Here is an 11,886-nt window from a genome sequence, read left to right on the forward strand (position 1 = left end):
TGGTTTCCTCATAGTTCAGTCAATATGGATCGTGAAATCGGGTTATTCGGATTGCGGGTTCGCGCCCTTGCCAAGGCTGCGGCTGCGCCACAGGTAATAGGCCGCTGGCAGCACCAAGAGGGTCAGCACCAGCGCGCTCACCATGCCGCCGATCATGGGGGCGGCGATGCGCTGCATCACTTCGGATCCGGTACCGTGGCTCCACATGATGGGCAAGAGGCCGGCGATAATGGTCACCACCGTCATCATCTTGGGACGCAGGCGCAGGGCGGCGCCGTGGATCACCGCCCGATGCAGACCCGCCTTGTCCGGCTTGCCACTGGCCACCAGGTCATCCCAGGCGTGGTTGAGGTAGATCAGCATCAAGACGCCGGTTTCCACCGCCACCCCCGCCAGAGCGATAAAGCCCACCCCGACCGCCACCGAGAGGTTGAAGTCGAGCAGCCAGAGGGTCCAGATCCCCCCCACCACCGCCAGCGGCAAGGTGGTGAGAATGAGCAGCACCTCCTGGAAGCGGCGAAACGCCAGATAGAGCAGCAGCACGATAATGGCGACCGTGAGTGGCACCACGTAGGCGAGGCGCGCCTTGGCCCGCTCCATGTACTCGTATTGGCCAGACCAGGTGAGGGCGTAGCCTGCCGGCAGCACCAGCTGTTTGTTCACCTCGACCTTGGCCTCATCGACGAAGGAGCCGATATCGCGGCCGCGAATGTCGACGTAGACCCAGCCGTTGAGGCGCGCATTCTCGCTGCGCAGCATGGGGGCCTCGTCGCTGATGTAAACCCGGGCCACGTCCGCCAGCGCGATGCGCGCCCCGCTCGGGGTGACCACCGGCAACAGCTCCAGGCTGGCCACCGAGTCGCGATAGCTCTGGGGGTAGCGCAGGTTGATGGGATAGCGCTCGCGCCCCTCGATGGTTTGCCCCACCTCCATGCCGCCCACTGCGGTGGCGAGCACCGCCTGCACGTCGGCGATGTTGAGGCCGTAGCGGGCCGCTTTGAGCCGGTCGATATCCACCTTGACGTAGCGGCCACCGGCTACCCGCTCGGCGTAGACCGATGAGGCGCCCTCCACCTTTCCGACAATCTGCTCAAGCTGCTGGCCGAGCTGCTGGATCACCTTGAGGTCCGGCCCTGCTATCTTGATGCCGACCGGGGTCTTGATGCCAGTAGCCAGCATGTCGATACGGGTCTTGATGGGGGGCACCCAGGCGTTGGTGAGGCCGGGGAAGCGGATAAGGGAGTCCAGCTCCTCTTTGAGCTTCTCAGGGGTCATGCCGGGACGCCACTGGTCGCGTGGCTTGAGCTGGATGCTGGTCTCCATCATCACCAGGTCGGCGGGGTCGGTGGCCGATTCGGCGCGGCCCGCCTTGCCGAACACGTTCTGCACCTCGGGCACGGTGCGAATGAGCTTGTCGGTTTGCTGCAAAATCTCCCGCGCCTTGCCCACCGAGATATTGGCCGCTGTGGTGGGCATATACATGATGTCCCCCTCATCGAGCGGCGGAATGAACTCGGAGCCGAGGTACTTGAGCGGCCAGAAGCCCACCACCGTCACCACGGCGGCGATGGCCAGGGTGGTTTTCGGGCGCGCCAGCACGGCCTTGAGCAAAGGCACATAGCCCTGACTCAGGCAGCGGTTGAGCGGATTGGCCTGCTCCGCCAGCACCTTGCCACGGATGAAGTAGCCCATGATCACCGGCACCAGCGTGATGGCAAGCCCGGCCGCCGCCGCCATGGCGTAGGTCTTGGTGTAGGCGAGGGGGTGGAACATCCGCCCCTCCTGCGCCTCCAGTGCGAACACCGGCAGGAAGCTGATGGTGATGATCAGCAGGGAGAAGAAGATGGCGGGCCCCACCTCGATGCTCGCCTCGGTGATGATACGCCAGCGGTTCTTGTCGGTGAGCGCCTCCCGCTCCATATGCTTGTGGACGTTCTCGATCATCACGATGGCGCCGTCCACCATGGCGCCGATGGCGATGGCGATGCCCCCCAGCGACATGATGTTGGCGTTGATCCCCTGCAGGTGCATGACGATGAAGGCGGTCAGGATGGCGATGGGCAAGGAGATGACCACCACCAGGGACGAGCGCAGGTGGAACAGGAAGGCGAGGCAGACCAGCACCACCACGGCGAACTCTTCCACCAGCTTGCCGGAGAGGTTGTCGATGGCGCGCTGGATAAGATCGGATCGATCGTAGACGGTGACGATCTCCACCCCCTCCGGCAGGCTGGATTTGAGCTCCGCCAGCCGCGCCTTGACCCCGTCTATGGTGTGCTGGGCATTCTCGCCATAGCGCATGACGATGATGCCGCCCACCACTTCCCCTTCGCCGTTGAGCTCGGCCAGGCCGCGTCGGCTCTGGGGGCCGGTGACCACATCCGCCACATCCCCCAGCAGCAGGGGGGCGCCGCGCACATTGGTGCCGAGCGGGATCTGCTTCAGATCCTCCACGCTTTTCAGATAGCCATTCGAGCGCACCATGTATTCCGCTTCCGCCATCTCGATGACGGAGGCGCCGGTCTCCTGGTTGCCCTGCTTGATGGCGGTCTCGATAAGGGAGAGCGGGATGCCGTAGGCGCGCAGCTTGTCCGGGTCGACCCGCACCTGATACTGGCGCACCATGCCGCCCACGGTGGCGACCTCGGAGACGCCGTCCACCGTCTGCAGCTCGAACTTGAGCAGCCAGTTCTGCAGGGAGGTGAGCTCGCTGAGGTCATGCTTGCCGGTTCTGTCCACCAGGGCGTACTGGTAGACCCAGCCCACCCCGGTGGCATCGGGGCCGAGCTGGGGGCGGGCGGAGGCGGGCAGGTTGGGGGCCACTTGGCTCAGGTACTCCAGCACCCGGGCTCGGGCCCAGTAGAGGTCGGTGTCGTCGTCAAACAGCACGTAGACGAAGGAGTCGCCGAAGAAGGAGTAGCCGCGCACCGTGGTGGCGCCCGGCACCGCCAGCATGGCGGTGGTGAGCGGGTAGGTCACCTGATCCTCCACCACCTGGGGCGCCTGGCCCGGATAGGAGGTCTTGATGATCACCTGCACGTCGGAGAGATCCGGCAGGGCGTCCACCGGGGTTTGCTTGACCGACCAGAGCCCCCAGGCGGTGAGCATAAGGGTCAATAGCAGCACCAGAAAGCGGTTGCCCACCGACCAGCGAATAATCGAGGGGATCATGGCTTGGCTCCCATATTGTGCTGGCTATGGCCCATCCCTTCCATTTCATCTTTTGCCTGCTCCAGAGCGTGGCCGCTGGTCGGGGCCTTCTCCTGATGGATGGTGGTGATGCGGTACTCATCCCCCTCCTGCATCACTTGCAGATGCAGGGTCTGCCCCTCGGCCAGCTTGCTGATGTCGACTCCTTCGGCGACGGTGAACTCCATTTCCATGGCGGGCCACTGCCACTCGGGGATGGGCTGGTGGGAGACCATCAGGGTACAGTTGGCCAGATCGATGCTTTCAACCTCACCCTGGGTCCACACCTGGGCGGGGCGTACCGCCGTCATGCGCTGGAAGTCCGAATCGATGGCCGACTCGGAGTCGAGCAGGAATTGGGCCGAGCTGACGATGTTATCCCCAGCCTCTACCCCTGCCTTGATGGCCACCTTGTCGCCAAACTGGGGGCCCAGGGTGACAGCGACCGATTTGAAGCTGCCATCCCCCAGCGCCAGCACCAGCCGGTCCTGGCTGCCGGTGCGGATCACCGCTTCGCTCGGCACTACCAATTGCGGCTCTCCCTTGCCCGCCTGAATCGTCACCTTGGCGAACATATTGGGTTTCAGGAACTCGTCCGGGTTGGCAAAGCGCAGCCGTACCTTGAGGGTGCGGGTGGTGGCATCCAGAGTCGGGTAGAGGTAATCGACCCGGCCCTGCCAGCTGCGGCCGGGGGCATAGTCGAGAGTCATGGTGACCGGATCCCCCACTTTCAGCTGGGCGGCTTGACGCTCGAACACCTCGGCACTGACCCACACCTGCTTGAGGGTGCTGATGTTAAAGAGCGCCGCTGCGGGCTCCACATACTGGCCTTCCCGCACTTTCAGCTCGGAGACATAGCCGCTGCTGGGGGCGTAAATGCTGATGGTTTCGCGTACCTGACGGGTGCGCTTGAGGGCGGCGATTTGATCCGCCGGCACCTGCAGGGACTTGAGCTTGCCCTCGGCGGCGCGCAGCAGCAGGGGGTTGGCGGTGTTGAGAGCGAGCAGGTATTCGTGCTGGGCGTTGACCAGATCCGGCGCGTAGAGCTCGTAAATAAGGCTCCCCTTGCTCACCTGCTGCCCTTCACTCTTGATGGCGAGGGTGCGGATCCAGCCTGCCATGCGGGCGTTGACTGCCTCCAGCCTGTCCTCGTCATACCCGACATAGCCCACCGTCTCGATCTGCTGGTGGATAGGCAGTCGCTCGACCTTAGCCAGTCGCACCCCCAGGTTCTGCTGGATCTCGGGGCTGATGGTGACTGTGCCCGGCGAGCCGTTTTTTTGTTCCTCATAGACGGGGATAAAGTCCATCCCCATGTTGTCCTTGGCCGGGCCGTCGCGCTTGTCGCGGGGATCCATGGGATTGACCCAGTAAAGGGGCGTCTTCTCTTTGGCGCTTGCGCCATCGGAGGTCTGTTTGGCGGCCCAGTAGCCGCCACCGGCGCCAAGGGCAAGTAGCAGGGCCGACATCAGGACGGTCTTGTTCATGACTGGCCTCCAGCGCGGATCTGCATGCAGAAAGTGCAGGAGGGTAATGCGCCCGCAAAGGCAGCAACCTTGGACGGTGAAAAGTGGGCTGGTGACATAATACGTCTTCTCTTTTGCAGGCCGCCGGTCGGGTGAGGTGCAAGGCATCACCCAAGGGGCTGGCGGCAAACGGGGCGCAGCTGTATCAGTGCGCACGGCTCCCTGTTGCTGGCGGGGCCAGTCGTCACAGGGTCAGGCAAGGCAGCAGAAAACGGACAAGCCGAGGCTTGCCGTTGCCGCAAGAGAAGGACTTTCTAGTGGCGTAACACCGACAGCATCAGATGTCGGCGCGGCCAGGAGGGAGGGTGAGTACCGCGCGAGCGCAGGAAGGGATCCCGCAACCAGTTATCAAGCAGTGACGCTGCGACGTTGTTGCCAAGTAGTAGGGGGAAGATCAGCAGGGCGACCAGTACACCCAGCAGAGCCATCGCGCCGAAGGAGAGAGCATTGACGCCGGTCTGCATCTGGCACTCATCGCCCATGGCTGACCCCTCGTCTCCCTGATGGCAGGAGAGAGGCATGACATCGCCCGGGTGATCCATTGCGGGCATTGCATGAGAGATATCGTCATCCGCCATCGCCATGGATGAATCGAACATCACCATCGACTGGGCCCTGTTTGGGGTCGGCTCGGAGGAGAGGGGAGAACCATGCCAGCTGATGCAGAGAGTCAGATTGCAGACGAGCAGCAGCGCCAGCAATAGCCGGGCCAGAGCAACAGAGGGCAATCTTGCAGCAAGCTGGGTGAGTGACAAACCGAGCATCCTGAGGGAGCAGATGGCGGGACTGTAAACCTTGCCATAAGGTGAAGGTCAATGGCGCCAGTGATGTTATAGAGGGGCTGTGTTGGGGGGGATATTTAAGCAATGCTTAACCATTGCGTATGCCCAACCCTAATGAAGCATGCCCCTCATCCCGTTAGGATGCCCTCTGTCAGTTACCACGATGGCGTGATGGTTCACTCTTTTGCTCCGGCATAAATGACTGCGGCAGGAGTGCTTGCCGACCTTATCCATCCCGTGACGCCATGAGCGAGCAGTATAAAGCAGCAGGTCTCCCGGATGCTGACAGTCAAAGAGTCAAACCGTGTTTTTGAGCAGCACACCTTGCCGGGTGCTCACCATGTTCACTATTCAGGAGTATTGAAATGCAGCCACGACTGCTGTCGCTGATGCTTGCCGCTTTGCTGAGTCCATCAGCCATGGCTGGCGGCCTTGCCCTCTACGAGACCAGCACTGCCAACAGTGCGCTGGCCAACGCAGGGTCTGCCGCCCGTGCCCAAGGGGCAGATACTATCGCAAGCAACCCGGCCGGTATGACCAAACTGGAAGGTACCCAGTTGCAGGTCAATGGCGGTGTGGTATACGGCGATCTTGAGCTGGATCTGGACAACGGCGGTAACAACGGTGGAAATGCCCTGCAGACCGCGCCGCTCGGCAGCCTCTATCTGACTCATGCCATCGACGATCAATGGGTCGCAGGTATCGGCGTCTTTGGCAGTCACGGTCTGGGTATCGATTATGGCGATGGCTGGGATGGTCGTGGTTATACCCAGTCGGCCAAGCTGACCGGCATCGCCTTTGCTCCGAGTCTGGCGTACCGCATTGACTCAAATTGGTCAGTGGGAGCCAGCCTGATCGCCATGAATGGTTCGCTGGAAGCCTCTGTGGATCTGACGTCCGGGATGGGAGAAGGGCGGGAATTCTCCAATAGCGACTGGGCGTATGGCGCCTCCTTCGGGGTACTTTACGAGCTGGATCAGCACTCCCGTATCGGCCTGAGCTACTTCTCCGAACTGAAGTGGGAGCTGGAAGATCAGCTCTTCCCACGTGCTGATGTGGCAGGTCTAGGGGTCGAGATCATGATTCCGCAGACCATTACGCTAAGTGGCTATCACCAGCTCAACGACCAGTGGGCCTTGCTGGCCAGTGCCAACTGGCAGCAGTGGTCCCGTTTTGGCGATATCGGTGTGGCATCTGCCATGGGCAGCCAAACCATTGATATGAATTACAAGGATACATGGCATGCCAGCCTGGGGGCACAGGTTGATGTCACCCCTGCACTGCGTTTGAGCAGCGGAATAGGCTATGACAGTAGTGCCGTGAGTGATGAGTACCGTACTGTGATGCTTCCAGTGGGTTCTGGTTGGCGCTGGGGTATGGGGGCCAGTTATCAGTTGAGCCCAGCCACCAAGGTGGAAGCCAGCTATACCCTGGCCTGGCTGGGTGATATGCCAGTGGATCAGGACGGGATCGGTCGCCCGCACTTGTCCGGCAGCTACAACAACAGCTACCTGAGCTTCTTCAACATCGGTGTGCAACACCAGTTCTGAGTTGTGAGCCTTGCAAGCCTTCACTGGTTGGGGGCTTCTCCATCCTAGCCGTCGCGCCGATCCGGCGCGTTATTAGCTGGGTGGCTCGTGAGGTCCACTTGTTTGCTCATCCGTTACTCAAGGAACAACATCAAATGTCATCACAATCAACCTCTGCGTTAGCGCGGTGGCTTTGGCGCCTGACGTTTATATTGGTCACGGTTGCTCTGGTTCTCTTTTTCTCGAAAGGTGCCCACATCTATCCAATTGAGGCGACCAAGTTCAACCATGCTTTGCCAGCCATCATGGTACTGCTTGATTCCGAGATCTTTATGGGGGTGATTACTGTGATCACTCTCTATGTGGTCCTCTATCTGGTCTATCTGCTGTGGCAACTGCATGAGATCGCTGTGCATCGTGCCAAGGTGTCCGAGTCGGTGCATATCACCCTGGTGTTTGCGCTCTCCTTGTGCGGACTGTTTATCGACAAGACCTGGTGGGTGCTTGCCGTCATCATCGCCTTTGCCCGTTGGGATGTGCTGAGCGAGCGGATGAGCCTTATTATCGGCCATGGTATTCGACGTGGCCGTCATGAGGGGGAGGCATCATGAAAGAGATCCTGCTGCCCTATATCCTGATCGTCTGGTTGCTGGTCAAGCTGAACATATTGCCTTGGAACCTAAAAACGGGTTTTTGGAGTACCGCAATTGGCGCGTTATTAGCGCTTGGTTTGTTGACTACCTCTCGCCATTTGGCTCCGGTGGATTTTACCGATTCAGCGACAGTCAAGGCACCTCATGCGGTGTTGGGACCCTTACTTAGGCATCAACCAGTTTCATCAGATAGATCAGATTTATGTTGCGCATAATCAGCGCGTTGCGCGTGGTCAGCCCATTTATAGTCTTGCGGACTGGGAAAGTAACGGTAAGTCCCAGGCGTTGAGCTATCAGATTGACGCCCAGCATGCCCAGGTGGCGTCAGAGGTAAGCCAGCAGCGAGCGATCCAGTCACGACTGAACCTCAATCACAAGGAATTGGCTCGGCTGACCCAGTTGGGTAACTTTGCCAGTATTCAGAGCCGTGACCAGCTGCAGACCCAAATTGATGGCGATCTGGCGCAACTGAGTGCCAGTGAAGCGAAGGTTCAGGCGATTGAAGCTCAGGTGTTGAATCTGGAGACAGAGCTGGCCTTGCAGGAACGACGGAATGAAGAGAAGGTGATCAGGGCTCCGTTTGATGGTCAGGTCTCGATAGTCAATATTGCCAGCGGTTCCCGTACCGGCAACATGCATCTATACGACACTTCTCGCAAGTTTCTGGAGTTTCGCATTCCGGATCAGAGTTTTCGCAACATAGCACCAGGCCAGTTTGCCGAGTTTTATGTAGATGCCTATCCCGGGCGCATCTTTCGGGCACGGGTGCACTCAGTACTTACTGGTACGGGGGAGGCCCAGATGAGTGTTGCGCAGGGGGATCAAGATGTACGACAGCATGTGGGCAACAACATGTCCAGCCATGGCCGGACAGTGGTGCTCGACATGCTGGTGCCGGACGGTGTGGACTTGCCAATTGGGGCAACCGGCTCAGCCTGGATTTCGGCACATAAACCCCATCCGCTGCTTGGCTTTATCGACATCATCGGTGCGGCTACCGTGCGTCTCAAGGCGATGAAGGCCTATCTGTTTGCGATGTAACGGACTGACATAAAAAAGCCCCTCCGTGAGGGAGGGGCTTGGTGAGCGAGACCGCAGTGGTCAGGCCCGTTTCTCCGAGCGGCGCATGATGAGCCGGAAGAAGAGCGGGATAAAGAAGATGGCGATAAAGGTGGCCGCCAGCATGCCGCCGATGACCGGCCAACCGAGGGCGTGACGGCTTGCCGCGCCGGCCCCGCTGGAGGTGACCAGCGGCACACAGCCGAGGATGAAGGCGAGCGAGGTCATCACGATGGGGCGGAAACGCAGGCGCGCCGCCTCCAGTGCCGACTCGATGAGGCTCATCCCCTCTTCGTGCTTCATCACCGCGAACTCCACGATCAGGATGGCGTTCTTGGCGGCAAGGCCGACCAGGGTCACCAGCCCGATCTGGAAGTAGACGTTGTTGGTCAGTCCCACCAGCCAGGTGGCGAGCAGGGCACCGAACAGGGCGAACGGTACCGCGGTGATCACCGCAAACGGCAGGCTCCAGCGTTCATACTGGGCAGCCAAAATGAGGAAGATCATCACGATACCGAAACCAAAGGCCATGCCTGCGCTGCCTGCGGCCGCTTTCTCCTGATAGGCGGAGCCGGTCCACTCCAGCTTGGCGTCGTTGCCAAGAGCCTCATTGGCGACCTCTTCCAGCGCGGCGATGGCCTGACCCGAGCTGTAGCCTGGGGCGGGCTGGGCCATGATCTTGGCGGCCTGGAAGATGTTGAAGCGTTCGACCAGTTCGGGGCCGGTGGCATCACGCACCGTCACCAGACTGCTGAGCGGGATCATCTCTCCCTTGTCGGAGCGGACATAGACGTTGCGGATGTCGCTCTTCTTGGCGCGGTAGTCGGCCTCGGACTGCAACTGCACCCGGTAGGTACGGCCGAACTGGTTGAAGTCGTTGACATAGACCTGGCCGAAGGTGGCCTGCATGGTGTCAAACACCGCGTTGATCGGCAGCCCCAGCGCCTTGGCCTTTTCGCGATCCAGGTCGAGATAGACCTGCGGCACGTTGGCGCGGTAGGTGCTGGTGACGCTGGCAAACTCCGGGCGCGCCTTGGCTGCTTCGAGGAAGCGCTGTACTTCGCCTGAGAAGGCCTGGGCGTTGCCGGTGCCACGGTTTTGCAGATAGGCCTCAAGGCCACCTGTGGTGGACATCCCCTGAATGGGAGGCGGGTTGAAGGAGGCGACAAAGCCATCCGCCAGCCCCATCAGGCTCAAGCCCTGGAAGGTCTTGGCCAGCGAGAAGGAGTCCTGTCCGGCCCCCTGACGCTCGCTCCAGTCCTTCAGGGTAATGAAGGTCATGCCGCTGTTGCTGATGATGGCATTGGAGAGAATGTCAAAGCCCGAGAAGGTGATCACATCTTTCACATGGGGGTTGGCCATGGCGATCTTGTCGAACTGATCCGCCACCGCCTGGGTCCGGCTCATCGCGGCCGCATCCGGCAGCATGACGGCGGAGATGAGGTAGCCCTGATCTTCGTTCGGTACCAGTTCGCCCGGCACTTTCAGGAAGAGGCCGTAGATGGAGAGGATCAGCACGCCGATGATGGCAAAGGCGACCCCCACCCGACGGTTCAGGAAGGCCACACCGCGTACATAGCCGCGGGTCAGCTGGTCAAATTTTTCGTTGAACCAGACGAAGAAGCGGGCCGGTTTGTGGTGTCCCTCTTTGAGCAACACGGCACAGAGGGCCGGGGAGAGAGTCAGTGCCACCAGACCTGAGATGGCGACCGAGACCGCGACCGTGATGGCAAACTGCTTGTACATCACCCCGGTCATGCCGCCCATAAAGGCGACCGGCAGGAACACGGCGCAGAGCACCAGCACGATGGCGACCACCGGACCGGAGACCTCCTGCATGGCGAGGATGGCAGCCTCCTTGGCGGAGCACTTCTTCTCGCTCATGATCCGCTCGACGTTCTCGAGCACCACGATGGCGTCATCCACCACGATGCCGATGGCAAGCACCATGCCAAACAGGGTCAGCAGGTTGATGGAGAAACCGAGCACCAGCATGCCGGCGAAGGTCCCGATGAGCGACACCGGCACCGCGATACAGGGGATCAGGGTGGCGCGGAAGTTCTGCAGGAACAGATAGACCACCACGAACACCAGCACGATCGCCTCGAACAGGGTGTGTACCACCTCTTCGATGGAGATCTTCACGAACTCGGTGGTGTCGTAGGGGATCTGGTACTCGATATCCTGCGGGAAGCGCTCCTTGAGTCGCTCCATGGTGGCGTGCACGGCATCAGCGACCGCCACTGCGTTGGCACCCGGTTGCAGATAGGTGGCGATACCGATGGCCGGTTTGCCGTTGGCGCGGGCGACCAGATCATAATCCTTGCCCCCCAGCTCGACCCGGGCGACATCGCGGACCCGGATCTTGGAGCCATCGGGCATGGAGCGGACGATGATGTTCTGGAACTCCTTCACATCCTCAAGGCGCCCTTTGGTCTGCACCGTGTAGGTGAAGTCGATGGGTGCCGTGGTGGGTTGGGCTCCGATCTTGCCCGCAGCGAACTGCGTGTTCTGTTCTCGAATGGCGCCAATCACGTCGCTCGGGGTGAGCTCGAGCTGGGCCAGTCGATCCGGCCTGAGCCAGATACGCATCGCGTAGTCAGTACCGCCAAACAAGGTGGTATCACCGATGCCGGGAATCCGCTTGAGCTCGTCGATGATGTTGAGCAGGGCGTAATTCGACAGATAGGTGGTATCAAACGAGCCGTTCGGCGACTGGAGGGTGACCACCTGCAGGATGGAGGTCGATTTCTTCTTGACCGTCACCCCCTGCTTTTTCACCTCTTCCGGCAGCTGGGCCATGGCGGCCGAGACCCGGTTGTTGACGTTGATGGTGGCCTGATCCGGATCGGTGCCGATCTCGAAGTAGACGTTGAGGTTCATCTGGCCGTTGGAGGCCGACCCCGACTGCATGTAGATCATCCGCTCGACGCCGTTGATCTGCTGCTCCAGCGGCGCAGCCACGGTCTGGGAGATCACCTCCGGGGTTGCGCCCGGATAAAACGCCGTGACCGAGACCACAGGCGGGGTGATCTGGGGATATTGCTCGATGGGGAGCGCCCGCATCGCCGCCAAACCGCCCAGCACGATAATGATCGAAATCACGCTGGCGAAGATGGGGCGTTCTATGAAGAACTTGGAAAACATA

Annotated in this window: 8 protein-coding genes; 4 read left to right on the forward strand and 4 right to left on the reverse strand. The window is 60.7% G+C overall.

Annotated features, from left to right (window positions below; all coding sequences use genetic code 11):
* Positions 1-42 precede the first annotated feature (42 nt).
* The 3 genes from ACW5XC_RS03100 to ACW5XC_RS03110 all read right to left on the reverse strand — a co-directional run bounded on the left by ACW5XC_RS03100 (position 43) and on the right by ACW5XC_RS03110 (position 5,470).
* Positions 43-3,171 (reverse strand): efflux RND transporter permease subunit, encoded by a 3,129-nt coding sequence (locus ACW5XC_RS03100; RefSeq protein ID WP_074042639.1) that lies wholly within the window; start codon positions 3,169-3,171, stop codon positions 43-45.
* Positions 3,168-4,676, reverse strand: a complete 1,509-nt coding sequence (locus tag ACW5XC_RS03105; protein WP_042056441.1) for an efflux RND transporter periplasmic adaptor subunit — start codon at positions 4,674-4,676, stop codon at positions 3,168-3,170. The genes ACW5XC_RS03100 and ACW5XC_RS03105 overlap by 4 nt, the downstream gene beginning before the upstream one ends.
* 293 nt (positions 4,677-4,969) lie before the next feature.
* On the reverse strand, positions 4,970-5,470 hold the full coding sequence (locus tag ACW5XC_RS03110) for a hypothetical protein (protein ID WP_042056443.1): 501 nt from the start codon (positions 5,468-5,470) through the stop codon (positions 4,970-4,972).
* 392 nt (positions 5,471-5,862) lie between these two features.
* On the opposite strand from ACW5XC_RS03110, the gene ACW5XC_RS03115 reads away from it, so the two are divergent.
* The 4 genes from ACW5XC_RS03115 to ACW5XC_RS03130 all read left to right on the forward strand — a co-directional run bounded on the left by ACW5XC_RS03115 (position 5,863) and on the right by ACW5XC_RS03130 (position 8,720).
* Entirely contained in the window at positions 5,863-7,047 is a 1,185-nt protein-coding gene (locus tag ACW5XC_RS03115) for an OmpP1/FadL family transporter (RefSeq protein ID WP_042056444.1), read from the forward strand.
* A 284-nt stretch (positions 7,048-7,331) separates the two neighbouring features.
* Positions 7,332-7,637, forward strand: coding sequence for a hypothetical protein (locus tag ACW5XC_RS03120; protein WP_021231217.1), 306 nt, complete (start codon positions 7,332-7,334; stop codon positions 7,635-7,637).
* On the forward strand, positions 7,634-7,894 hold the full coding sequence (locus ACW5XC_RS03125) for a hypothetical protein (protein WP_236727600.1): 261 nt from the start codon (positions 7,634-7,636) through the stop codon (positions 7,892-7,894). Before ACW5XC_RS03120 ends, ACW5XC_RS03125 begins: the two co-directional genes overlap by 4 nt.
* Positions 7,895-7,964: 70 nt before the next feature.
* Positions 7,965-8,720 (forward strand): HlyD family secretion protein, encoded by a 756-nt coding sequence (locus tag ACW5XC_RS03130; RefSeq protein WP_236727601.1) that lies wholly within the window; start codon positions 7,965-7,967, stop codon positions 8,718-8,720.
* Positions 8,721-8,780: 60 nt separating this feature from the next.
* Here the strand turns inward: ACW5XC_RS03130 and ACW5XC_RS03135 are convergent, their stop codons facing one another.
* Positions 8,781-11,885, reverse strand: coding sequence for an efflux RND transporter permease subunit (locus ACW5XC_RS03135; RefSeq protein ID WP_042056447.1), 3,105 nt, complete (start codon positions 11,883-11,885; stop codon positions 8,781-8,783).
* Between the last annotated feature and the right edge of the window lies 1 nt (position 11,886).

It is taken from the genome of Aeromonas sp. 25-AL00135, assembly GCF_054052385.1.